The following is a 24,330-nucleotide window of genomic DNA, read 5'->3' on the forward strand; positions in this document are numbered from 1 at the left end:
CGGGACTCTATTTCGCCTGAAGAAATTCCTGCGGCAGACGAACATGTTCAAGAGTTGCAACGCCTGCAGGAGGTAGAGCAACGCTACCAAAAGGCCGTTAAGGTCCTTGGTGAAAAAGAACTCGAAATCGAAATTTTGCGAGAGTTGCTAAAAAAGAAAAACCCCGCTTATCTGAAAAATTTGAAATAGCCGACCCATTCATTAAGCGGGGGGAACCGGCAGCTGTTGTGCTGCGCATTCTTGGGTTGTCAGAATCAACGTATTACGACCGTAAAAAGCGACTGGCCCAGTCAGCAGAAAAAGGCGAAGAACGTCCAACCGAAAGCCGTGCAGGTCGTCCCGTGCCTGGATACTCTTACACGGCTACAGGTGAGAAAGTTAGCGACGCACAAATCAAAGAATGGCTGCTCGAACTCCTTGAAGGAGAAGAGTTTGTCTATGGTTATAAGTTTTTGGCCCAATCCCTTCGAGATAAGTATGATCTCATCTTCAACAAAAAGAAGTCTTATCGACTTTGCCAAGAGTTAGACATATTGCAGAAACCTAGAAAGCGCGTACGTTCCCACCCTCGCCGATTACCGAGAAATCGAGTTATAACGGGGTCAAACCAACTTTGGCAAATGGACATTAAATATGGATACGCGATCGGGCAGGAACGGTTCTTTTTTGTACTCAGCATTATAGATGTGTTTGACCGAATGGTAGTAGGGCAGTATAGAGGCCCAGTATGCGAAGCTAAACAAGTCGTCCAAACCTTATGGTATGCCTTGCAAGACCGTATAGAGCCCGGCGAGCCTATGCCGGTGGTTCGTACAGACAATGGTCCGCAGTTCGTCAGCAAGCTATTTGGAGATACCTGTGAAAGCTTGGATCTTATTCATGAGCGTATACCACCTCGGTCCCCCAATATGAACGCCTACATTGAGTCATTTCACAGCGTCCTGGAGCGCCATCTGTTTAGCCAAAGGGACTTTATGACCCTCGATGAAGCTTATGAGGCGCTGGACCAATACATGGACTTTTACAACAACCGAAAAATTCACGGTAACTTAAGAAAAATGTCTCCAGCGAAGTTCTCGATATGGGTGAGGACACTGGAAGACACCTCTGCCTTTCATAGAGCGGTGTAATACGGCAGAATAAGGAGCAATCCTGTGAATTCATAAACATTGTAGGGTAGGACTCCGGATTAAGGGGGCCTAGCCGAATCTGCAGGCATTTCTAGCGATTTTAGAGAAACGAGCCTGTTTCGTAGAAAATTCATGCAGAATTGCAGGAATTTTGAAATTTTTGTTCCTAACAAGAAAAAAACATGCGGATATGCAGGAATTCTCTGTTATCAAGGTTGTCTGATGGGGTACTAGTGTAGTTGGAAGAGAGAATGTACTGCTAATGAACCTTGATAGTGCAGCTGAACAAAAAAGGACAGGCCCAAGATGACTTGGTCTGTCCTTTCCGTACGAGCCGCATTGCGCGTCAGAATTGCGGGATGTCCCGCGGATCGCTTGCTTCTTCCGGTCTTTCCAGCAAACCGCCGACACCGTACTCGCTCAGATTCTTGATAAACTGCAGCGCTTCGGCCCGGGTGAGTTTCCCGGCTCCGTCGAAGCCTTTTACGCTGAGGTCGTCCGGGTTTTTACCTTGAGCCAGACCGAAGGCCAGCAGGTAAGAGATGGCGTCATCTCCGTTAAAGCTGACGCCCTCGGCCGACGTCAGCAGCTCGGCCACCTGTTTGCGCGGGATCGGAAGCTTTCGGGACGGCAGCTCGGTATAACTCTTTACGGGATAGTTCAGTTCGCGCGCCCGGTTGTAGTAGATATCCGCCCAGTGGCCCGTTGGACCGGTGACCGCGTCCTTTTCAAAAGCCCGGAACAGCATCGCCAAAAACTCTTCTTCCGTCACAAGCTTGTTCGGCTGAAAGGTTCCGTCCTGAAAGCCTTTGACCATGTTATGGGACAGGCCCCACTGTACGGTGGCTTCATACCACGAACCTTGGCGGACATCGGTAAAAGACGTGCCGGCCGCTTTGACGCCGGACGAAAGCGAAGCTCCCAGCAAGCCGAGGAGGAGGGCTGAGGCGGTTAACGTATTTATAAGCTTGTTGGTTTTCATTTTCATCGTATAATCCCCTATCTGTTGATTCATGAATGTCCATTAGGATGAAAATAGCGGAGCCGGCAAGCCGGCCCCTTTAGTCCGATTAGCGGGTCGTAAATTCCAAAATCAAAGGCTGCTCCAGCGGGCTTCCGCCGGTCGCCTGCAGGCTCGCTTTCCCCTTGACCGTCTTGTCGATCAGAACGCTGTACGTCTCATTGGCGGCAAAATTTCCGCTGCCCGGTTTCACGAAAATCCGGTTCCACAGGATGTAAATCTCGGCATCCTTGACGATTTCGCCCTTACTGTTGATGACGAAGACATTTTCCCCCGGTTTGATCGAAGAGAGGTCGATGTACTTGAAGTTGGTATTTTTCATGGCGACCTGCAGACTGATGCTGATCGGAACGGTAGGCTTGATTCCCTTCCTGGCCGGGAGATCGCGAATTTGCAGTTCCTGCTTAAGCTCATCCAATTTCTCCCGGAATTCCCGGCGTTTCTCGGTATCCGTCAGCGCTTCGACCGCCAGCTTGGTATCAATAAAATCTACCAGAGTCAAAGACGCTTTGGCCTTTTCCAGGGTGGCTGCGGCTCTCTCTACCGGAGTTTCCGCCTTCTCCGCCGGTTTGGACGGAACTGCCGGGCTGCTCGGAGCAGCGCCGCCACCACCGCCACCACCACCGCCACCACCGCCGATTTGGGCGCTGCCACCGGAAGGAGCCGGCGTCGGGTTGGCCGGAATCACGATAACATCCGGCTGGGAAGGCGTGCTTGGCGCCGGCGGCGTAATCGGCGGTGCCGGAACGGAGGCCGGCCCGGTACGTGCCGTCTGACTTGCGCCTTGAGACAGATTGCCTGTGAGATCCTCGGTTTTAACGACAATAGTATATTCGGTATCGGCAAGCAGCCCCGTCAGCTCATAACCGGAACCGGAAGTTTCTCCGGCAAACAGGCCATTGATATAGATTTTCGCCTTGGCAAAATCGCTGTCCGCAGGGTTTGTCCAATGAATGCGAATAGCGTTCGGCATGATCTCGATGGCTCCCCACATCACTTCCCCCGGTGCGGTGGAGTCGCCTGTCGGTGTTGGGTCCGGAGTTACAACAGGCCCGGTCGGGTCCGTTCCCGGATCGGCCGGAACCGCAGGACCGGTAGGCGGATCGCTTGGGTTCCCCGGATCGGTAGATGGGTCGCCCGGGTTCACCGGATCGGTTGGCGGAACGACAGCCGGCAGCGTTCTTACCGGTATGGTTACCCCTTGCGAGCGGTTGTTGCTGCTGTCTATCGTTTTGACCGTGAATTGATAATCGGTATCCGGCGCAAGTCCTTCAAATCGATAGGCTGGAATTGCCGTTTCATTAACGCTTTGGCCATTCACGTACAAGCCGAGTTTGGCGAAATCAAGGTCTAGCGGATTCGTCCAGCTCAACTGAACGGAAGTGTCCGTCACTTCATCGACCGTCAAGCCCGTAACTTCGGCGGGCGGCGTGGCGTCCGGCAGCGGCAGGGTCGACTCGGTCAGGGTTTGACCGGCGGCCTCGTTGCCTCTGCGATCGACGGAATTAATGCTGATTTGATAGCTTGTTTCCGGCGTCAAGCCGGTGGCCTGATAAGAAGTGCCGGGAACCTCGGCGACTTTAACGTTATTGATATAAAAGCGGTTGGTCAGAAAATCGCTATCGACCGGGTTTGTCCACGAAAAAGACAGGCTGTCGGCGGTTTTGTCCGTGACTTGCAAGTTCGTCACATTGGCCGGAGGCGTGCTGTCCTCGGCAAAGGTTAAGGCGCCGAAGCCGAATTCGATATCCCGACCGGGGGAGCCCAGATCGACGGCATATTTCTTTAACTCCTCGCGAAGCTGTACGTTGGACATGGCCGGAAGGGCCTGCTTCAGCAAAGCGAGCATTCCCGATACGTGCGGGGCGGCCTGGGAAGTCCCGTCCGATAAGGCATAGCCGGGCGTGCCGTCGTCTTTCACATAAGTGGAAAGGACCGCAACGCCGGGGGCCGCCACTTCAACCTCGTCCCCGACGGAAGAGAAGTCGCCTCTCCGGTTGTTTTTGTCTATCGCCGCAACGGCGATGACGGAACTGTATTTGGCCGGGTAGTTCACGGTGTATGTCGAAAGAGGGACCGGTACCCCGTTATCGTCGACCTGGCTGTTTCCTGCCGAGCCGACGACAAGAATGCCGGCGTTATAGGCTTGATCCATCATATTGTGCAAAATGGTGGAATCCGTATCGGTTCCAAGCGAAACATTGACGATATCCATGTCGTTTTGAATGGCCCACTCCATGCCCTCCAAAACATCCTGCAAGGTTCCGTTCCCGGCTTGATCCATCGCTTTTACCGCGTACAACTGGACGTTCGGCGCGATCCCGACCCGGGCGTTTCCGTTGCTTTTCGCTGCAATGATGCCGGCGACATGCGTGCCGTGGCCGTTATCGTCGGTATAATTATTGGTGTAATCGACAGTGGAAATGCCGCCGGCGACCGTGAGCTCCGGATGAGTGGTGAGGATACCGGAATCGATCACCGCCACCTTCACCCCTGCGCCGGTATAACCCTGATTCCACATCTTTGTAGGCTGTACCGCTTGAAAATTCCATTCCGATTGTTCGAGGGGGACCGTATCGGATGCGATTTTAAAATCCGCATCCGTCGTTCGAAACGTAATATTCCGCTCAATGAGGGCTATATTAGGATCGTTGACAAGTTCTTTTAGTTCGGCAGGCGTTACCGTTGCCGATACGGCCGGGATCGTATCGAACTCGTGATCGACTTCGACGCTCTCCTCGTAAACGGCTTCCTTGCCTTCGTCATTTTTGTAGACGACGATAACTTCCTGCTCTGTTCCTGACTGCGGGTCACCGGCATAGGCCTGACCTGTCGCTCCTGCATAAAACAGGAGGGACGTAGCGAGAACGGATGTAATGATCTTTTTAGCGCTTCTGCTCATAAGATGATGCTCTCTCCCTTTTAAGATGGTGTCGATTCCTGGAAGTCGATGTAGTGGGGAACACCTCTTTTCGTGGTGAATTAGGGACCCGTCATTAATAGAAAATAAATCAGGATTACTCCATATATCGGAAGGGATTACGGTATAACTTTAGAGGGGAAACGGACTAAAGGGCCGATTTGGCATATTTTTTTTCTCGTCCAGAAAGCTGTATTTCCGGGAGCCCGTCTATTTTTCCAAATGGTGGTTGACAAAGGAAGGGAAAGTGCATATAATACAATTAACAAAACGTTAATTGTTAAAAGCTAACGAAAGGAGTGAGCTTTAACCATGTCAAACGAACAGGCGATGAAGCAGTATGACGTGAAAAAATACGTGACCCCCGACGGTTATACGGCGGATATCGCCGTGTTTACCATCCTGTCGACAAAAGCGGACATGTTTAAGCCGCCGGTCATGGACCTGCACATCATGCTGATCAAGCGCAGTATGACCGACAGCGAGGGACGCCCGAACATCGAGGCGGGGAAATGGGCGCTTCCCGGGGGCTTTGTAGCCCACACGGAAACCGCCTTCCAGTCGGCGGCGCGGGAGTTGAAGGAAGAGACGGGGGTGGAGGACATCCATCTCGAGCATTTTGGCGTGTACGATACGCCGGGGCGGGATCCGCGGGGGTGGATCATTTCCAATGCCCACTACGCCATTGTGCCGGAGCATCAGCTGGCCAACCGCCAGGCGAATGATGACGCCAGTGAGGTGGAACTCTTTTCCGTCAAAGAGGTGCTGAATCTGGATCTTGCCTTCGATCATGCCCGGATCATTAAAGACGCGATCGTGGTGATCCGCCAGAAGCTGCTGGAGACGACGGCCGCCAAAGCGTTTCTGCGCGAGGAATTCACCTATTCCGAGCTTCAGGCCGTGCTGCTGACGGTCACGGACGATTCGGCCATTGCGCTCGACGCCGCGTTTGCCAGAAAGATCAAGACGCTTCCTTTTATTGAGGAAATCCCGGGGAAAAAGACGACCCGCACCTCCAAAAAGCCAACCCAGCTCTACCGCTTCGTGGACGTGAAAGTCAATCATTCACTTTACCATACAAGAAAGCAGGGATGAAGGATGAACGAACCCAAACGGGCCTTGATCAACATCGATTATACGAACGATTTTGTGGCGGAGGACGGCGCTTTGACCTGCGGTGCGCCCGGCCAGGCGATTGAGGGAGCGATCGTGGAAATTACCCGCGAGTTTTTGCAAAAGGGCGAGTTCGTCGTGTTTGCGATCGATCTTCACAAACAGGAGGACGCGTTCCATCCGGAGACGAAGCTGTTTCCGCCTCATAATATCGAGGGGACGGACGGGCGCCGGCTGTACGGGGCGCTGGAATCGGTATATCTGGCGCACCGCGATGAGGGCCGGGTGTACTGGATGGATAAAACGAGATACAGCGCCTTTGCGGGGACCGACCTTGAAATGAAGCTTCGCGCCAGAGGGATTACGGAGCTCCATTTGGTGGGCGTCTGCACGGATATATGCGTTTTGCACACGGCGGTGGATGCCTACAATAGAGGATTCTCGATTGTTGTCCATGAAAAGGCGGTGGCCAGCTTTGACCAGGAAGGCCACGCCTGGGCCTTAAGACATTTTAAAGGCTCGCTCGGCGCGTCGGTCATCTAAATTGTTCAAACAACAACCACTCTACTTACCTAGGAGGAACGCAACAATGAGCTACTCGGACGACGGCCTCGCGCTGCATACGGATAAATATCAAATCAATATGGCGCATGTCTATTGGAAGGATAATATGCACAAGCGCAAAGCGGTGTTTGAAATATACTTCCGCAAAATCCCCTTCCAGAACGGCTATGCCGTATTCGCGGGATTGGAGCGGGTGATCCGCTATCTTAGCGATTTCCGCTTCACGGACAGCGATTTGGCTTATTTAAGAGAAGAAGGCTACAGCGAGGATTACCTGGCCTATTTGGCGGAATTGACGTTTACGGGGACGGTCCGTTCGATGAAAGAGGGCGAGTTGGTGTTTGCCAACGAGCCGATCCTGCGGATTGAAGCCCCCTTGGCGGAAGCGCAACTGATCGAAACTGCCCTGCTGAACATCGTGAATTTTCAGACGCTGATCGCGACGAAGGCATCCCGGATCAAGCAATTGATCGGGGATGAGGTCAGCATGGAATTCGGGACCCGGCGGGCGCAGGAGATGGATGCCGCCATTTGGGGAACGCGGGCGGCATATTTAGCCGGGTTTGACGCGACCTCGAACGTCAGGGCGGGCAAGCTGTTCGGCATTCCTACGGCGGGTACGCACGCCCATGCGATGGTACAGGCTTACCGCGACGAGTACACGGCGTTTAGCAAGTATGCCGAAACCCACCGGAATTGCGTTTTCCTTGTCGATACTTATGATACGCTGAAGTCGGGCGTCCCTACGGCGATCCGGGTGGCCAAGGAGTTCGGCGACCGCATTAATTTCCTGGGCATCCGGCTGGACAGCGGCGACTTGGCTTATCTGTCCAAGGAAGCGCGCAAAATGTTGGATGAGGCGGGGTTCACCGAGGCGAAGATTTACGCTTCAAACGATCTGGATGAGCTGACGATCATGAACTTGAAGGCTCAAGGGGCCAGAATCGATGTGTGGGGGATCGGGACCAAGCTGATCACCGCTTATGATCAGCCGGCCTTGGGCGCCGTTTATAAACTGATTGCGATCGAGGATGAGCACGGTCAAATGGCCGATACGATCAAAATCAGCTCCAATCCGGAGAAGATCACCACGCCCGGGCGGAAAAAAGTGTTCCGCATCATCAATAAGGGCAACGGGAAATCGGAAGGCGACTATATCGTCCTGGAGCATGAGAATCCGGCTGGGGAAGAACGAATCAAGATGTTCCATCCGATACACACGCATATCGCCAAATTCGTGACCAATTTTGAAGCGAGGGAGCTGCATCATTTGATTTTCCGGGACGGGGAATTGGTCTACGAGGTCCCTACGCTCCGGGAAATCCGGGAGTTTCATGCGGACAATTTGCATGTGTTGTGGGATGAATACAAGCGGCTGCTCAATCCGGCGGAGTATCCGGTCGATTTGAGCCAGGCATGCTGGGACAATAAGATGAGGCTGATTGAGGAAATCCGTCAAAAAATCAACGATCGGATCGAATCCTGAGGAGGCGGCCATGGGGAAAATCGGAATTTACGGGTCTTCCTTCGATCCGATTACGAACGTCCATCTTTGGACCGCAAGCACCGTCGCCCACCGCTGCAGGCTGGATAAAGTGATTTTCCTGCCCTGTTCGAACAAGCGGCCCGATAAGACGATGCACATCAGCGATGAGCACCGGTGGAACATGATTTTGCTGGCGATTGCCGGAAACGGAAAGTTCGTGGCCGATGACTACGAAATGAAGCAGGCCGGTTGGGAGATCGCGACCTACATGACGCTCCAGCATTTCAAGGCCGCGTATCCGGAGGATGAGGTGTACTTTATCATGGGAGCCGACCTGTTGTTGGACATCGGAGAAGGGAAATGGAAGAAGTCCGAGGAACTGATTGCCGAGAACAAGTTCATCGTCATGGCCAGGGACGGCATCAACATGCTGTCGGCCATCAGCCGGTCGCCCATTCTCCGCAATGCCGACGATGGACAGACCTTTCATTTGATCGACAAGGGCCTGGCGATGGAGATCAGCTCCAGCTATATCCGGGATGAGCTGCGGCGGGGCGGGGAGCCGCGCTACCTCGTTCCCGAGAGCTGTTACAGTTATATAAAAGAGCATCGATTATACCAATAGGAAGGGGCAAACCAGATGAACACGCAGCAGCAAATCATTGAAACGTTAAAAGTAAAGCCGGGGGTCGATCCGCGGGAGGAGATCCGCATTCGCATCGACTTTTTGAAGGCCTATTGCATTAATTCCGGTGCCAAAGGCTTTGTCCTGGGGATCAGCGGCGGGCAGGATTCCACGCTGGCGGGACGGCTGGCCCAGCTGGCGGCCGAGGAACTGCGCGCCGAAGGGCGGGACGCCGCTTTCTACGCCGTCCGGCTGCCGTACGGGGTGCAGAAGGATGAATCCGACGCTCAAGCGGCGTTGGAATTCATCCGCCCGGACCATTCCCTGGTGTATAACATTCTGGAGCCGGTGGAGGCCGTTACCGAACAGTTTGAGCAATCCGTAGGCGAAAACCTGTCGGATTTTAACAAGGGCAACGTCAAAGCGCGCATGCGGATGATTGCCCAGTACGCCATTGCCGGGGCCAAGGGTTGCCTCGTCATCGGCACGGATCACGCGGCGGAGGCGGTCACCGGCTTCTTTACCAAATTCGGGGATGGCGGTGCCGATATTTTGCCGCTTTCGGGCTTGACGAAAAGCCAGGGGCGCGAGCTTCTGAAGGAGTTAGGCGCTCCGGAACGCTTGTATCTGAAAACGCCGACCGCCGATCTGCTGGACAACAAACCGCAGCAAGCCGATGAAACCGAGCTCGGTATGACCTACGAGATTCTCGACAAGTACCTGACGGGGAACGAGGTTGAGCCGAAGGCGAAAGAGAACATCGAGAAGCGTTACCGTGTAACCCAGCATAAGCGCGAGCTTCCGGTAACGCCGTTCGATACGTGGTGGAAGTAAGGCGAAAGTCAATAAGAAAGCTCAAACAAGGCTGCCCGCAGGGCAGCCTTTGTTCTTTTTACCCGGTTTCCGCCGCCCGTTCCTCCGCGCCCTCCGTTTGATCTATCGCCGGAACCGTGATCATCACGGCCGTTCCATACCCTTCCTCACTTTGAATGCGGATACCGTAACGGGGACCGAATAACAGCTGAATCCGGCTGTGGACGTTCGAAACTCCGATTCCCGACAACCTGTGTTTTTTACGGTCGCGGATCTGCGCGGGGACCGCCGACATCCCGACTCCGTTATCCATGATTTCAATCTTCAGATCCTCTTCCTGCCTGCGGATATAGATATGAATATTTCCGCTGGAGGAGCCGGGAAAGGCGTGGAAAAAGGCATTTTCCACGAACGGCTGAATCACCAGCTTCGGAACGAGAAGCCGGCGGCAGTTCTCGGCAACCTCATAATGAACCCGGATTTGATCGCCGTACCTGATCTGATTAATAAACACATAGTGCTTCAGCGTCTCGATTTCGGTTTCGACGGTAACCCTATCCTCCGTGGAGCCCAGTGTGCTTTGCAGCATGGAGATCAGGCTGTCGATCGTTAGATCCACCTGGTCGGAGCGCTGCATTTTTGCCAAGTACTTGATGGAGCTTAACGTGTTGTACAAAAAATGAGGATTGATCTGCATCTGCAGCGCGTTTAAATCGGCCTTTCGTCGTTCCTGCTGCTCGTAGAGCAGTTTTTCGGTGTAACGGTCGATCTCTTTGATCATCCGGTTATACGCTTTGGTCAACACGTTGGTTTCATAGCTCCCGTCCTCCTGGAGGGGGTGCAGCTTAAGATTGTCCCCCTTGTTCGTCTGCATCGTTTTGACCAGCTTGTTCAGCGGACGGGTAATCCGCCGGCTCATGAAATAAACAAAAATCAGGGTGAGGACCAGCACGATGCTCACGGCTTTCAAAATCTCCCACGAGATGTTATATAACGGCGCGAAGGCCTTGAGCTGGTTGATTTCCTCCAGCAAATAAGCGTTGAACTCCGGCAGATAGTAGGAAATATAGGTTTGCTTCTGCCGGGATTCCGCCCGTACTCCGTCTTTCTGCTTGGCGGTCTCCAGCGCTATGGAGAGAAGCGAGTCGTCCTTTTTGCTGATCATGCTCCGTTCGCTGCTGGAGAGGATGGTCCCGTCCGCCGAAATCAGGGAAATATGGATGCCTTCGGATACATAAGGACTGTATTTGCGAAAAATATTCAATTCATCCATGACCACCGCCGCATACCCGTACATCCAGCCCGTGCCGCTGTCGACGAGCGGCTTGGTGGCGAAAATAAAGTTGTCGTAAGGAACGGATTCCACGAATAAATCGGGACTACTGTGGTACAGAATGCGATTTGGGATCTTCCCGTCGACGGTCATATATTTGGTGACGATATCCTGCGGGATCTTGTCCCATTTAAGCGCATTGCTGGAGTAATGCCGTCCCCCTTCGCCCGGCAGTGCGGAGACGATGATATGCGATTTTTCCGGACTTAAGTAGTCCTTGTACAGGTCGATATACCTCCCTAGCGAAATGACCAGATTGATTTGCTGCAAAGGCGTGTCGGCCGGCTTGGTAATATAGTTTTTGAACTCGCTGCTGCTGCTGATCTGCAGCATGGTGCCCGCGACTTGATCGTTATAGCTCAGCAAATCCTCTTTGACCAGGTTCATATTGGCTGAAGCGCTCCTTACCACCTGCTTTAATAAAATGCGTTCCGCGATCGTGGAAGAGGCGATCATCAGCAGCAGAGAAATGACCAAAATGCCGGATAGCATCAGAATCAACATTTTGATGAATATGCTGTTCTTTTTCAGCATGGGGCCACCTGTCTTTACTGGAAAATATGGTTCCGATACTCCGCCGGAGTCATTCCCGTCATTTTTTTAAACACTTTAGAGAAGTAATTATGCTCCGAAAAACCGGTTAACCGGCTCACCTCGGAGATCGACAACTCATGGTTAAACAGAAGTTCCTTAGCCTTCCCGGTGCGTACCCGGTTGATGTACGAGGTCAGGTTCTCCCCGGTGCGCTGCTTGAAGTACGAGGACAAGTAACTGTAATTCAAATGGAGCGCGTTCGCCATTTCCGCCAGGGAAATGTCCTTCTCGAAATTCTCGTTAACGTAATCGTAAATTTTTTGCAGGATCGCGGTTTGCGACAGATCGGTGGACCGGACCGCACCTTTAAGCGCTTGCAGAAAATGAAGCAGAACCTCCTCCAGTTCCCGGATGCCGAAAGCCAGATCGATCCGCTTAAAAAGCTTCAGCTTGGAAGCGCCCAGCTCCATCACGGGTTGTTTCATCTGTTCCAGCGTGGTCAGCGCGTTATAAACCAAGTTTTGGCACAGGAGTTTCAAGCTGTACTCGTTATAGGACTGGGCCGACGAAATCCCCGATAGAAGCGCTTTCAATTGGCGGATGGATTCATCCATGGCAAGCATGCGCAGCGCGGTCAGAAACGGAGTCTGGTCGAAGGAGGCGCTGTCGTCGTTATGATTTACAATCCGGGTTTCCGGAATGATGGCGCTGTCGGGAAAATAGATCAGTTTGCCCAGACAGGGGAGAAGCCGATCCCGCTCCCTCGCGGTTTGCCGGATATCTTCGAAAGCTTCCGATTGAAGGAAGGTAACAAAGTTCAACGAGGCTTGAATCTGCCGCGCAAAGGCGGCAAGCGAATCGACCGCGTCCCCGGCTTCCTGTAAGTTGAAATTAATAAGCAGCAGTACTTCGTTTTTCAAAAATACGACGGTGTAGGGAAAACCGCTAAATTCTTCCGCCGCATATTGGAGAATGACCTGCTCCACTTGGCTTTGAGTCCATTTGGTTCGGTTCAGCAGCAGGCTGAGATCCGCCAAGGCCATGCGATAAAAACGCGACGGGAAATGTCGGGTTAGCCGGCGCAGCAGCTCCTCATGCATCTCCTCCCGGGGGGTGTCGTGATCCAGCCACTGACCTAGAGCAAGCGAGATATCCAGGGTTTCGGAAGCGGGGGCTTTCGTCTTCCACTCCAAATCGCTGCACAAGCTTTTAATCAGAGAGATGAGCTCGGGCGCAGAAACCTTGGGCTTCAGCAAATAGTCGGTCACCCCGTATTTAAACACCTCGCGGACATAACTGAATTCGCTGTAACTGCTCAATACGATGATTTTGATCTCCGGGTAGCGCAATTTCATCGCTTTCGTAAATTCTACGCCGTCCATCAGCGGCATGACGATATCCGTAATGACCACATGCGGACGAACCGTTTCGATCTGTTGAAACGCTTCCTGGCCGTTTGAGGCCTGAGCGACAATTTCGATTCCATGCTCGCTCCAAGGGCATAGATGCAGCAGTCCCGTTCGCAGGATCGCTTCATCGTCGACAATCATCACTCGGAAGTTTTTGGAGCGCTGTTCCATATTCACACCTCACTGCGGGTTTTCTTTTACCTCATCATATATCAATTTAATATAGAAAGGTATGGCAGGACCGCTAAGAAAAATATCTGCAAAAATATTTGCTAGTCTCCATAATTTTTACTAACCGGGTAAGACCGGTCGGGAGACATCCAAAATTCCTGCTAATATTAAGCTAATTATTATTATACTTTGGGGCCCGCTTTTTCTAAAATGAATATCGAAATCCATGAAGCGCTTACACAAATCAAACAAAAGGGGTTGTACACATTGAAAAAATGGCTTTCCGTTCTTATGCTCGTCTCTCTGACGGCTTCGCTGCTCGCGGCGTGCGGGTCCGCCAAGTCGGAATCCGCCGAAGGCGCGGAGGGAAGCGAAGGAAAATCCGCCTCCAAAAAGGTGGTTGCCTGGGCCTGGGATCCTTCCTTTAACGGCGCGGCGTTGAAAATCGCCGAGGAACTGTACAAGAAAGAACACCCGGATTTCCAGCTTGAAGTGGTGGATATGGCCAAGACGGATCTGGAGCAGAAGCTGAATACGAATTTGGCGGCAGGCGTGAAGGACGGGCTTCCGGATATTATTTTGGTTAACGATCCGAATATTCAAAAATATGTAACCGCTTATCCGAATACGTTTGCCGATTTCACGGACAAAGTGGACTACAGCCAGTTTTCCCCCTACAAAGTGGACGCCCTGCGCATCGATGACAAAATTTATGGCGTCCCGTTCGATATCGGCGTGACCGGCATGTTCTACCGCACCGATTATTTGGAACAGGCCGGCTTCAAAGCGGAGGACCTGGAGAACATCACCTGGGACCGTTATATCGAGATCGGGAAAGCGGTCAAGGAAAAAACGGGAAAATACATGTCCACGATCAACCCGAACGATGAAGCGCTGACCTCCATTTTGCTGCAGTCCGGCGGCTCCTGGTACATTACCCCGGATAACAAGGGGAATTTCGTAGACAACCCGGTTATGGCGGAAACGCTCCGGGTATATAAAGCGATTTCCGATTCCGGGATCGCCAAGCCGGTCACCGGATGGAGCGAATTCGTCGGCAGCTTTAACTCGGGCGACGTCGCCACGGTCGTTTCCGGGGTATGGCAGGTGGCCTCGATTATGGATGCCAAGGATCAAAGCGGTAAGTGGGGCGTGGCTCCGATTCCTAAACTGAATGTCGAAGGTGCGGTTAACGCGTCTAATGAAGGCGGATCGAGCTGGTTTGTCCTTGAAGGTTCGGCCAACAAGGATTTGGCGATCGACTTCCTGGCCAAAACGATTGGCGGCAGCAGCGAATTCTACGAGCGGTTTCTTAAAGAAAAGGGCGGCGTAGGTTCTTACATTCCGGCATTCTCCAGCGCAGCGTACGGCCAGCAATCGGAGTTTTTCGGCGGGCAAGCGATCTACAAAGATTTCACCGAGTGGTCGAAACAGGTGCCGGGAATCAGCCTGGGAACCTATACGCAAGAGGCCAAGGATGCCTTGAAGAACGAACTGCCCAATATATTGAACGGAGCAGACCTGAAGGACAGCCTGTTCAACATCCAAAGATTGTTTGAGCAGCAGGTGCAATAAATCCAATCGAGGTGCAGGTGACTTATGGGCAGTAAATCGACGAAATCAACTTTTATGGGGTGGCAGTTTGTACTGCTGCCCTCCGCTATCATTGTCTTGTTCAGCTTTTATCCGATGATCCAGTCTCTCATCCTATCGTTTCAATCGGGCAAAGGAAATGTCACCAGCTTTATCGGACTGAACAATTACGCGAGACTGTTCTCGGATCCGATGTTCAGGCAGGCGCTGTTCAACACGCTGCTGTATTTGATCGTGCAGGTGCCGATCATGCTGTTTCTGGGCCTGGTGATCGCGTACTTTCTGAATATGCCGAAGCTTCGCTTTAAAGGGTTCTATCGTACGGCGATCTTTCTGCCTTGCGTAACGTCGCTGGTTTCCTATGCCGTTTTGTTCAAAAGCATCTTTGCCGTGGACGGGATTCTGAACAAGATGCTGATGTCGGTCCATCTCATTAATGAGCCGATCGCCTGGCTCATGGATCCCGTATGGGCGCGCGTCGTCATTATTGCTGCGATTACCTGGCGGTGGACCGGCTATAATATGATCTTTTATTTATCAGCGATGCAAAATATAGATCCGAGCGTTTACGAAGCCGCTTCTATCGACGGAGCTTCCAAGACCAGACAGTTCTTCTCCATCACGGTTCCGATGCTCAAGCCGATCATTTTGTTTACGGCGATTATTTCCACGAACGGGACGCTGCAGCTGTTTGATGAGGTCGTCAATATCACCAACGGGGGTCCCGGGAATGCGACGATGACCATCTCCCAATACATTTACAATCTGTCGTTTGTCTATACGCCGAACTTCGGCTATGCGGCTACGGTGTCTTACGCGATCGTCATCATGGTCGCCGTGCTTGCGTTCTTCCAGCTCAAGGTAGGAGGGGAGAAGAAATGAAGAAAGCCAGCGCGCTGGGGATCCACCTGTTTCTAATGATCGTGTCCGCGATCTCATTGTTTCCGTTTCTCTGGATGCTGATCGGCATGACGAATAGTTCCTCCGACATTGTCAAAGGCAAATTCAGCTTCGGTTCGATGCTTTCGGACAATATTACCAAACTGCTGGAGATGACCACGCTGGGAACGGCGTTTTGGAACTCGGCGTTAATCGCCGTCGTCGGCACGCTGTTCACGCTCATTCTTAGCTCCATGGCCGGATATGGCTTTGAAATTTATCGGTCACGGGGCAAGGACCGGTTGTTCGGTCTGCTGATGCTCTCCATGATGATGCCGTTTGCGGCCATAATGATTCCGCTGTTCCGGATGTTCAGCCGGATGGGATTGTTGAACTCGCCGACGGCCGTCATTTTGCCGACGATTACAACGGCGTTTATGATCTTCTTCTTTATGCAAAATACGAAGTCGTTTCCGCGCGAACTGCTGCAAGCGGGACGGGTCGACGGCCTAAACGAGTGGCGTCTGTTTACGCGCGTTTACATGCCGACCATGAAACCGACCTATGCGGCGGCGGCCATCATCACCTTTATGAATAACTGGAACAATTTCCTCTGGCCGCTCATTGCACTGCAAACCCAGGAGAAAAAGACGCTGCCGCTGATCGTTTCCTCGCTGGCCTCCTCTTATAATCCGGACTACGGGATCATCATGGTGGCCATTGTGGTGACGACGCTTCCGACGGTCGCGATCTTCTTCCTGCTGCAGAAGCAATTCGTGCAAGGAATGCTCGGTTCGGTCAAATAAGAACGGAGGTTTAAGATGAGCGCATATTTTAACGAGCGGCTTTTGCATGGGGCCGACTATAATCCGGAGCAATGGCTGAAACATCCGGAAGTGCTGAAGCAGGACATCGAATATATGAAAAAAGCGGGCTGCAATGTGATGTCCGTCGGGATCTTCTCCTGGGCCGCCTTGGAGCCCGAGGAAGGCAGCTACCGGTGGGATTGGCTGGACGGGATTCTCGATTCCTTGCACGGAAACGGAATCTCCGTGTTTCTGGCCACGCCTTCCGGCGCAAGGCCCGCTTGGCTGGCGCAGAAGTACCCCGAGGTCCTCAGGGTCTCGGCGGACCGCCGTCGCAACTTGTTCGGAGCGCGGCATAACCACTGCTTTACATCGCCCGTTTACCGGGAGAAGATCAAGCGGATCAATGGAGAGCTTGCCAAGCGTTACGGCCATCATCCGGCGGTTAAGCTGTGGCATATCTCTAATGAATACGGCGGAGACTGCCACTGCGATTTATGCCAGGAGGCTTTCAGGCAGTGGCTGCAGCGTAAGTACGGCACTCTTGAAAACCTGAACGAACAGTGGTGGACCACGTTCTGGAGCCACACGTATACCGACTGGTCGCAAATCGAGTCGCCCGCTCCTCACGGGGAGAATGCGGTCCATGGCATGAACCTGGATTGGCGGAGGTTTGTCACGGATCAGACGCTGGATTTCATGCAGCATGAAATCGCTGCGGTGAAGGCGTTCCGTCCTGAACTCCCGGCGACGACCAATTTTATGTACTATTACAACGGGCTGAACTATTTCAAGTTCAAGGATGCGGTAGATATCGTGTCCTGGGACAACTATCCGACCTGGCACAAGAAACCGGATATCGAGATTGCCGTGGACGCGGCCATGAATCACGACCTGATGCGATCGATCAAAAAAGCGCCTTTCCTGTTGATGGAAAGCTCGCCCAGCATGACCAATTGGCAGAGCGTATCGAAACTGAAGAAGCCGGGGATGCATAAGCTCTCCTCCCTGCAAGCGGTGGCCCATGGATCGAATTCGGTCCAGTATTTTCAGTGGCGCAAAAGCCGCGGCTCCAGCGAGAAATTTCACGGGGCGGTCGTGTCTCATGACGGCAGCGCGGACACGAGAGTTTTTGAAGAGGTCGCGGATTTGGGCCGATTGCTCGGCAGCCTGTCCGAAGTAGCCGGAACGGTGCCGAAGGCGGAAGCGGCTATCGTGTACGATTGGGAGAACAAATGGGCGATCGAAGACTCGCAAGGCCCGCGGAATGTAGGTATGGGTTATATTGAGGAGGTGCAGGCTCATTACCGGGCGCTCCTCAAGCGGGGCATTACGACGGACTTTGTGGATATGGAGAGCGACATCGGTGGGTATAAACTGCTGATCGCGCCTATAACTTATATGCTACGTGCGGACTTTGAACGGAAGCTCCGCTCTTTCGTTGAGCAGGGCGGCGTACTCGTCATGACCTATTGGAGCGGGATCGTAAACGAGAACGACTTGGTTTTCCAAGGGAAAGCTCCTTACCGATTGACCGATGTGGTCGGGGTTGTCAGCGAAGAGACCGACGGACTGTATGATCACGAACTAAACAACGGCAGCGTGGTCCATCCGTTCAGCAAAGAAACCGGCGGAGCTTTGCGGGGAACCTATTCCTGCGGCAAGCTTTGCGACCTGCTCCATCTGGAAGGGGCCGAGGCGCTGATGGTTTTTGACGCGGATTTCTATGCCGGCAGAGCGGCGGTGACGCGGAATCATTTCGGCAGCGGCCTGGCGTATTATATCGCCAGCCATTTCGAGGACCGGTTTTACGACGACTTTTACTCGGATCTCTCCGAATCGCTCGGGCTGTACAGGCCGGTCAAGGTTGCGCTTCCCGAGGGAGTATATGCGGCCGCCCGGTCCAATGACAAGGTGGAGTATATTTTCATCCAGAACTATAACGCCGCTTCCTCGGCCGTTTTGCCGCTCGGTGCGGACTGGCGGGCCGTCAGCCGTGAAGCCGACCTGAGCCAGCCATGGGCGCTCGGCCCTTATGAGGTGCTGGTGGCCGGAAGAAGTATTCAAGCCTAAATGGAATTAAAGCGAAGGGGTCTTCCTTAAAGCATCCGTATTGGAACTGCGGTATTGCTTGGGGGAGAGCCCTTTTTCCTTTTTGAACATTTTGGAGAACAGCAGCGGATCCTCATAACCGACGGACCTGGCAATGTCGCCGATCGTCAACAATCGGTTGCTCATAAGGCTGCAGGCTTTGTTGATTCTATAGCGGATCAGGTGTTCCTGGACGCTGGCGCCCATCCGCGCTTTAAACACGGCGCACAGGTAGCTCCTGTCCAGGCCGACGTAATCGGCGATTTGCGAGATACTGATTTTGTTGGCGTAGTTTGTCTCGATAAAATCGGTCACCTTTTGCACATACTGATCCTGCCGGTTTTTTCTTCCCGGAACGGAAGAAGGTTCGGGATTGGCTTCGGCCATATGGGAGAACAGCGAGTACAGAAGCGCGGTCCGCCGCAAATCGCGTCCGCGTTCCATCCCTTTGGATTCGTGCATCTGAAGGATTTGCTTTTCGACCAGTTCCGGATCAAATCGGTTTAGAATCGGAGATTCCACGGTAAGACCCGCTTCGTGCAAATAGGCCTCCGCCTGGGTTCCATGGAATCCGACCCAGACGTATTTCCACGGATGTTCCCCGTCGGCCAGATAGTAAGTCACTTCCCCGGGGAAGATGAGGAAGGCTTGGCCCCGCTCCAATGCATAGCTGCGTTCGCGGGTTTCAAACCGGCCCTTTCCTCCCAGAACGAAATGCAAAAGATAATAATCCCGGATCGCGGGCCCGAAGTCATGAAACGGACAGCATTTCTCGATTCCGTACTGGGTCAGATGCAGATCGGTAAAGGACGGGTTGAACGTCAGGTATTCGATCAAAGGGGACGCCTCCTTATTGCTTGGTTCAATTCTAGTACGATACCATATATAATAGTCGATTTTCAGTGCATTTTCACAATAATCTATGATTATGCCATATTTGTATAGCGATGTTCCATTTACGCCTTTAGACGGTCGGACTTATGATGGGGATAGTACGATAAGGTTATGAATTTTGTCGAAAAGGGGATTATTATGGCGATTCATTATCATGAAGAGGAACAAATCTTTCATCTCCAATCGGAGAATATGAGCTATATCTTGCAAATTGTGAACGGCTATCCCGCACATGCGTATTGGGGGCAAAAACTGCGCATAACGGACCGCCCGCAAAGCTTCATTAATTTGGACGGCAATCTTGCGCTGGACCGGCTTCCACAGGAGTACCCGCAGTACGGGTCGGGGGATTTCCGCCACCCGGCGTATCAGGTCCGGCTCGAGGACGGTTCCCGGATTACGGAGCTGAAGTATCAGGGACACCGGATTCTCGGCGGTAAGCCACAGCTTGAAGGGCTGCCAGCGGTTTATGCCGAAAGCGAGGAGGAGGCCGAAACGCTGGAGTTGGAGTTGAAAGACGAATACAGCGGCCTCACGGTGTTCTTGAGCTATACCGTATTTAAACATTCCGACGCGGTAACCCGGTCGGCGCGGATCATCAATTCCGGGTTGGACACTCTTCAATTGATGCGGGCGCTGAGCGCCAGTGTCGATTTGCCTCGCTCCGACTTCGACATGATCTACCTGGCCGGCACTTGGGCCCGGGAAGCGCACATGGAGCGTCGTCCGCTCGGACCCGGAGGAACGGTCATCGAGAGCAGACGGGGGGTCAGCGGGCATCAGTTGAACCCGTTTGTCGCGCTGGCGGAGCCGGGCGCAGGGGAAGAGCACGGCAAGGTGTACAGCCTGAGCCTGGTATACAGCGGCAACTTCGCGGCCCAGGCCGAAGTGGACCCCTTCAAGAGCACGCGGTTGTCCATCGGGCTGAATCCGTTTGATTTCAACTGGATTTTGAAACCGGGACAATCCTTCCAAACTCCGGAGGCCGTGATGGTCTATTCGCAGGCCGGGCTCGGAGCCATGTCGAGAACGTATCACCGTTTGTACCGGACCCGGTTGAGCCGCGGCGCGCATCGTGACCGGGAACGGCCGATCCTGGTCAACAACTGGGAAGGGACCTACTTCGATTTCAACACGGACAAGATCGTTGCGATTGCACGGGCGGGCGCCGAATTGGGCATCGAGCTCTTCGTGCTCGACGACGGTTGGTTCGGCAAGCGGGACAACGACAGATCTTCCCTCGGCGACTGGACGCCCGACCTCCGCAAGCTTCCCGGCGGCCTGACCGATCTTGCAAATCAGGTCAAGGCGCTGGATATGCAGTTCGGATTATGGGTGGAGCCGGAGATGATCTCGCCGGACAGCGACCTGTACCGCCAGCATCCGGACTGGTGCCTTCACGTCGAAGGCCGGCGCCGTTCGGAGGCGCGGTGGCAGCTTGTGCTTGATTTTTCGCGCGCGGATGTGCGGGAATATATCTACAACACGCTGAGCGGCATATTCAGCACGGTACCGGTCTCCTACATCAAATGGGATATGAACCGTTATTTGACGGAAATCGGTTCCGTACAGAGCCCGCCGGAGCATCAGGCCGAGATCGCCCACCGCTATGTGCTGGGGCTGTACGAACTGCTTGAGCGGCTGACGTCCGAGTTCCCGCACATTTTGTTCGAGAACTGCTCGAGCGGCGGCGGCCGGTTTGATCCGGGCATGATGTATTACATGCCGCAAACCTGGACCAGCGATAACACCGATGCGGTCGAGCGGCTCAAGATCCAGTACGGCACCAGCCTGGTCTATCCGATCAGCTCGATCGGGGCCCATGTTTCCGCGGTGCCGAACCATCAGGTCGGGCGGATGACCTCGCTGAAAATGCGCGGTGATGTGGCGATGTCCGGCAACTTCGGCTATGAGTTGGATTTGACGAAGTTTACGGATGAGGAGAAGGACATCGTGAAGGAACAGGTCCGGGCCTACAAGGAGATTCGCTCATTGGTTCAACAGGGCGATCTCTACCGGCTGCTGAGCCCGTTTGAAGGCGGCGAATCCGCGTGGATGTTCGTGTCCGCCGACCGGAAGGAAGCGCTGGCCTTCTATTTCCGGGTGCTGGCCGAGCCTAACACTCCGGACCGGCGGCTCGCCCTCCGAGGTCTCCATCCTGACTACGATTACCGGATCGAAGGCACGGATGGTGTACTGCCCGGCGACCGGCTTATGGGAATTGGCCTGACCCTTCCCGAAATGAAAGGCGATTATGCCAGCGTGATGTTCAAGCTGAAAGCCGTGGAGGGCTGAGGAGAACTGAGGAGAGCTGAAGGAAGCGGAAAAGAGCGGATACCTGCTCCATACGAAAAAGCCTGCGAATTCGCAGGCTTTTTCTGTTTGACAGACTTTTCCGCGGCTGAAGAATTTCTAACGGAAGCAATAGCCGCAATATCTCTCGAAAAGGCCGATTTCGAACTCTAACGGAAATCATAGCCGTTATTTGTTTGTAGCACCGCACTTTGGACGGCGATGGAGGGAGATAGGCGCTATGAGTTCCGTTAGAATCCGGAAAGAGGCTTTTTGCCAAAATAGCGGCTACTGAGTCTGTTAGTCCGTTAATGATGATCCGGCGGGTGCTGGAATCCCCGAACAGGCTTAAAGGCCCGGTCTTCTTTTTTTCCGGATAGGCGCATACCCTGTATTGAAGGCACCCATGGACAGGGCAGGGGGGATGAAGGTGCGGTTCAGAAGGGGATGGCGTTACCGGAGGGTAAGAAGGTGGAGCAGCGGGCGCAGCCGAAGGCCGATCAGCCGGCGAAAACTGTGGCTCCTCGCGGGCGTTGTCGTGATCTTCGTCTTTTTTCAGTTTTTTAGTTATGTCGAGCGTCATATGCGGGAGCCGATCATGCATTTGGCTAAAATCCGGGTCAAGCAGCTCGCCACGGAATCGATCAATGAGGCGATTACGGCGCAGGTTGCGAATGAGGAGCATGTCGGCAACCTGATCGACTGGAAGACGGACGGAGCGGGAAAAGTCTCGGGCTTCATGCTGAACTATTCGGCCCATATGCGGATCACGTCGGACACGATTCATACCGTCCGGAACACGCTGGACGAGGTGGCCCGTCTTTCGGAACACATTCCGCTCGGCCAGGCGTTGGGCAGTCCGATCCTGGCTTCGTTCGGGCCAAGTATCCCGATCAAGATCGAGCCCAAAGGCGATGTGAAAGTCGATTTGAACACCCGCCGGCAGGACGCGGGAATTAACAATATTCTGGTAGAGGTTTATTTGCGGGTACGCACGGAGCTGGCCGTTGTCGTTCCGTTTGACATGGAGCCGCAGGCTGTGGAGACGGAAATTCCGGTCTCCTATCTGCTTGTGGTGGGAGAAGTTCCGATGTATTACTACGACAGCAAGGGAAATCCGGTAGGCGATCAGGGGGGAGCCCCGAGCATCGCGTTGCCGTCCCAGCCCGGAAAGTCGGGTGCGCACGGAACGGACCCGGAAGCGGACAGCGGTGCTCCGGGAACCGGTGGAGGAGGCGTCGACGGGACCGAGGGCCATGGCGAGGGAGAAGGCGCCGGGAATGGGCGCCAGGAGGCCGACCCGCAAACCGGGGATCCGCCGTCCGATGCCTCTCCGAAGGGGGAGGAGATAAACGGAGAGTCATCCCCGGAACACCCAAACGGTTCCCGTTAAGAACCGGCAAACCCAAATAAAATGGCGCCACAGGTTTCCACTCCTGCGGCGCCATTTTCTGTTTGATCCGGATCTTATCGCTGCTTCCGCTTGCGATCCGCCTGCTCCCACTGTCTAAGAAGCGGGTAAGGATTGAACGCCCATTCGGCCGTCCCGGTGTCCCGGTAAATGCCATAGTGAAGATGCGGCGGGAAGCGGCCTTGGGTGCCGGGAGGGCCGTAGCCGCTGCTGCCCACCCATCCGACCGTTTTTCCGGGTTCGATCGGGTCGCCAACTTCGATATTTTTCTCATAGCCCTGGAGGTGTGCGTAGTAATGATACCGGTTGCTCAGGTCCCGAATGCCGATGCGCCAACCTCCATAGGGATTCCAGCCTTTGGTTTCCACAATCCCGTAGCAGACGCTGCGGACCGGGACGCCGTAAGGGGCGAACAGATCGGTCCCTTCATGGATCCGCAGGCCGCCCCATCCGCGCCGGTCCCCATAAGTGTCGCGGTAAGTGTAAGTGGCTTTTACCGGCAGAGGGAAAGCGGTGTCCGAGAGGTTGACCCGACCGAACGTACGGTAGATTTTGGCGAACTGGCGGATGCGTGTCACGGAGGAATCGTTTTGGTAGTAACGCCATAGGGCGATCCGAAAGTCATCTTCTTCGTACCCGAAACCGTTCAAATAGGTAGCCATCGTGAACAGGGCATCCCGGTCATTTTCGGGCGTTGCCTCTCCGTCGGCCGTCGCGTCTTTGCCGATTCCACCGAACAGCTCGATCGTAGCCGGATTCGTGTCGGCCAGGTCGGGATTTAACGCTCCTGCCCAGAACGCCTCCTTGAAACGGATCCCGACCAGTTTTTTTAACGGTTCCGGCTGCCCTTTTTTACGTGGCGTAATCGTCCGTTCATATTGATCGATCGCCGCGAGCCAATACCAGGGGATATGCGTCAGCATGCCGATCTCCCGATACAAGCTGTGCCTCAGCTTATCCACATTTTTCTCGCCTTGGGGGGCCGGTGTTCCCGGGGCCTCGGCCGCGGCGGCGCCGAAACCGGGCGCCGTGGACAACAGAGCCAGCACCAGTACGCAAATGACGCTGCGAATCGTCCGGCTGCGTGACAAATTATCAGATTTCAAGGAAGATCTCCTCCTTCGATGAAAGTGGCTGTCCTTTAGGATGAGGCTAACGCTGTGTTTTTATTCCATTACTATTCCAGTATTACTGTAGGTATTTCCAGCCCATTCATGGTATAATAAATGGCGCTATAGCTGATTC

At 53.8% G+C, this 24,330-nt stretch carries 18 protein-coding genes and 1 pseudogene; 13 read left to right on the plus strand and 6 right to left on the minus strand.

Features of this window, described 5'->3' with window-relative positions; translation table 11 throughout:
• Window positions 1-189, plus strand: a pseudogene (locus V4U88_RS21540) (hypothetical protein); the annotation flags it as partial.
• 38 nt (window positions 190-227) lie between these two features.
• Window positions 228-1,130, plus strand: coding sequence for an IS3 family transposase (locus V4U88_RS21545; RefSeq protein ID WP_334074351.1), 903 nt, complete (start codon window positions 228-230; stop codon window positions 1,128-1,130).
• 346 nt (window positions 1,131-1,476) lie between these two features.
• Here V4U88_RS21545 and V4U88_RS21550 read toward each other — a convergent pair whose 3' ends face one another.
• Both V4U88_RS21550 and V4U88_RS21555 read right to left on the minus strand, forming a co-directional pair.
• The gene (locus tag V4U88_RS21550) at window positions 1,477-2,118 is read right to left on the minus strand and encodes an S-layer homology domain-containing protein (protein WP_334075320.1); all 642 of its coding nucleotides are present in this window, start codon (window positions 2,116-2,118) and stop codon (window positions 1,477-1,479) included.
• An 82-nt stretch (window positions 2,119-2,200) separates the two neighbouring features.
• Window positions 2,201-5,053 (minus strand): S8 family serine peptidase, encoded by a 2,853-nt coding sequence (locus V4U88_RS21555; protein ID WP_334075321.1) that lies wholly within the window; start codon window positions 5,051-5,053, stop codon window positions 2,201-2,203.
• 330 nt (window positions 5,054-5,383) lie between these two features.
• Here V4U88_RS21555 and V4U88_RS21560 point away from each other — a divergent pair, with 330 nt between their 5' ends.
• Genes V4U88_RS21560 through nadE form a run of 5 tightly spaced genes read left to right on the plus strand, consistent with a single transcriptional unit; the run spans window position 5,384 to window position 9,693 of the window.
• The gene (locus tag V4U88_RS21560; RefSeq protein WP_334075322.1) at window positions 5,384-6,166 is read left to right on the plus strand and encodes an NUDIX hydrolase; all 783 of its coding nucleotides are present in this window, start codon (window positions 5,384-5,386) and stop codon (window positions 6,164-6,166) included.
• Window positions 6,167-6,169: 3 nt separating this feature from the next.
• Entirely contained in the window at window positions 6,170-6,727 is a 558-nt protein-coding gene (locus V4U88_RS21565; protein ID WP_334075323.1) for a cysteine hydrolase family protein, read from the plus strand.
• Window positions 6,728-6,773: 46 nt separating this feature from the next.
• Window positions 6,774-8,234 carry a nicotinate phosphoribosyltransferase gene (locus V4U88_RS21570; RefSeq protein ID WP_334075324.1) on the plus strand — a complete coding sequence of 487 codons (1,461 nt, stop codon included), beginning with the start codon at window positions 6,774-6,776 and terminating at the stop codon, window positions 8,232-8,234.
• A 10-nt stretch (window positions 8,235-8,244) separates the two neighbouring features.
• A complete protein-coding gene (nadD, locus tag V4U88_RS21575) occupies window positions 8,245-8,859 on the plus strand; it encodes a nicotinate (nicotinamide) nucleotide adenylyltransferase (protein ID WP_334075325.1) in 615 nt (204 codons plus the stop codon).
• A 15-nt stretch (window positions 8,860-8,874) separates the two neighbouring features.
• Complete coding sequence (gene nadE, locus V4U88_RS21580; RefSeq protein WP_334075326.1) at window positions 8,875-9,693, plus strand: ammonia-dependent NAD(+) synthetase; 819 nt, start codon at window positions 8,875-8,877, stop codon at window positions 9,691-9,693.
• A 58-nt stretch (window positions 9,694-9,751) separates the two neighbouring features.
• On the opposite strand, the gene V4U88_RS21585 is transcribed toward nadE, so the two are convergent.
• Both V4U88_RS21585 and V4U88_RS21590 read right to left on the minus strand, forming a co-directional pair.
• Window positions 9,752-11,539, minus strand: coding sequence for a sensor histidine kinase (locus V4U88_RS21585; RefSeq protein WP_334075327.1), 1,788 nt, complete (start codon window positions 11,537-11,539; stop codon window positions 9,752-9,754).
• A 14-nt stretch (window positions 11,540-11,553) separates the two neighbouring features.
• Entirely contained in the window at window positions 11,554-13,119 is a 1,566-nt protein-coding gene (locus V4U88_RS21590) for a response regulator transcription factor (protein WP_334075328.1), read from the minus strand.
• A gap of 267 nt (window positions 13,120-13,386) precedes the next feature.
• Between V4U88_RS21590 and V4U88_RS21595 the strand changes: the two genes are divergently transcribed.
• Genes V4U88_RS21595 through V4U88_RS21610 form a run of 4 tightly spaced genes read left to right on the plus strand, consistent with a single transcriptional unit; the run spans window position 13,387 to window position 18,470 of the window.
• A complete protein-coding gene (locus V4U88_RS21595) occupies window positions 13,387-14,694 on the plus strand; it encodes an ABC transporter substrate-binding protein (protein ID WP_334075329.1) in 1,308 nt (435 codons plus the stop codon).
• 24 nt (window positions 14,695-14,718) lie between these two features.
• Entirely contained in the window at window positions 14,719-15,594 is an 876-nt protein-coding gene (locus V4U88_RS21600; protein ID WP_334075330.1) for a carbohydrate ABC transporter permease, read from the plus strand.
• Window positions 15,591-16,397 (plus strand): carbohydrate ABC transporter permease, encoded by an 807-nt coding sequence (locus V4U88_RS21605; RefSeq protein ID WP_334075331.1) that lies wholly within the window; start codon window positions 15,591-15,593, stop codon window positions 16,395-16,397. The genes V4U88_RS21600 and V4U88_RS21605 overlap by 4 nt, the downstream gene beginning before the upstream one ends.
• Window positions 16,398-16,412: 15 nt before the next feature.
• Entirely contained in the window at window positions 16,413-18,470 is a 2,058-nt protein-coding gene (locus tag V4U88_RS21610) for a beta-galactosidase (RefSeq protein ID WP_334075332.1), read from the plus strand.
• A 6-nt stretch (window positions 18,471-18,476) separates the two neighbouring features.
• Here the strand turns inward: V4U88_RS21610 and V4U88_RS21615 are convergent, their stop codons facing one another.
• A complete protein-coding gene (locus V4U88_RS21615; RefSeq protein ID WP_334075333.1) occupies window positions 18,477-19,325 on the minus strand; it encodes an AraC family ligand binding domain-containing protein in 849 nt (282 codons plus the stop codon).
• 195 nt (window positions 19,326-19,520) lie between these two features.
• Here V4U88_RS21615 and V4U88_RS21620 point away from each other — a divergent pair, with 195 nt between their 5' ends.
• The gene (locus V4U88_RS21620; protein ID WP_334075334.1) at window positions 19,521-21,677 is read left to right on the plus strand and encodes an alpha-galactosidase; all 2,157 of its coding nucleotides are present in this window, start codon (window positions 19,521-19,523) and stop codon (window positions 21,675-21,677) included.
• Between the two features lie 421 nt (window positions 21,678-22,098).
• Entirely contained in the window at window positions 22,099-23,067 is a 969-nt protein-coding gene (gene yunB / locus V4U88_RS21625; protein ID WP_334075335.1) for a sporulation protein YunB, read from the plus strand.
• Between the two features lie 74 nt (window positions 23,068-23,141).
• Here the strand turns inward: yunB and V4U88_RS21630 are convergent, their stop codons facing one another.
• Window positions 23,142-24,191, minus strand: a complete 1,050-nt coding sequence (locus V4U88_RS21630; protein WP_334075336.1) for a M23 family metallopeptidase — start codon at window positions 24,189-24,191, stop codon at window positions 23,142-23,144.
• Window positions 24,192-24,330: the final 139 nt, after the last annotated feature.

The organism is Paenibacillus sp. A14 (assembly GCF_036864815.1).
GTDB classification, from domain to species: Bacteria; Bacillota; Bacilli; order Paenibacillales; family Paenibacillaceae; genus Fontibacillus; species Fontibacillus sanfengchensis.

Bases quoted from the DNA above. Each gene is read 5' to 3' on its own strand.
- V4U88_RS21550 (WP_334075320.1), bottom strand. From the start codon at position 2,118: ATGAAAATGAAAACCAACAAGCTTATAAATACGTTAACCGCCTCAGCC.
- V4U88_RS21555 (WP_334075321.1), bottom strand. From the start codon at position 5,053: ATGAGCAGAAGCGCTAAAAAGATCATTACATCCGTTCTCGCTACGTCC.
- V4U88_RS21560 (WP_334075322.1), top strand. From the start codon at position 5,384: ATGTCAAACGAACAGGCGATGAAGCAGTATGACGTGAAAAAATACGTG.
- V4U88_RS21565 (WP_334075323.1), top strand. From the start codon at position 6,170: ATGAACGAACCCAAACGGGCCTTGATCAACATCGATTATACGAACGAT.
- V4U88_RS21570 (WP_334075324.1), top strand. From the start codon at position 6,774: ATGAGCTACTCGGACGACGGCCTCGCGCTGCATACGGATAAATATCAA.
- nadD (WP_334075325.1), top strand. From the start codon at position 8,245: ATGGGGAAAATCGGAATTTACGGGTCTTCCTTCGATCCGATTACGAAC.
- nadE (WP_334075326.1), top strand. From the start codon at position 8,875: ATGAACACGCAGCAGCAAATCATTGAAACGTTAAAAGTAAAGCCGGGG.
- V4U88_RS21585 (WP_334075327.1), bottom strand. From the start codon at position 11,539: ATGCTGAAAAAGAACAGCATATTCATCAAAATGTTGATTCTGATGCTA.
- V4U88_RS21590 (WP_334075328.1), bottom strand. From the start codon at position 13,119: ATGGAACAGCGCTCCAAAAACTTCCGAGTGATGATTGTCGACGATGAA.
- V4U88_RS21600 (WP_334075330.1), top strand. From the start codon at position 14,719: ATGGGCAGTAAATCGACGAAATCAACTTTTATGGGGTGGCAGTTTGTA.
- V4U88_RS21605 (WP_334075331.1), top strand. From the start codon at position 15,591: ATGAAGAAAGCCAGCGCGCTGGGGATCCACCTGTTTCTAATGATCGTG.
- V4U88_RS21610 (WP_334075332.1), top strand. From the start codon at position 16,413: ATGAGCGCATATTTTAACGAGCGGCTTTTGCATGGGGCCGACTATAAT.
- V4U88_RS21620 (WP_334075334.1), top strand. From the start codon at position 19,521: ATGGCGATTCATTATCATGAAGAGGAACAAATCTTTCATCTCCAATCG.
- yunB (WP_334075335.1), top strand. From the start codon at position 22,099: ATGAAGGTGCGGTTCAGAAGGGGATGGCGTTACCGGAGGGTAAGAAGG.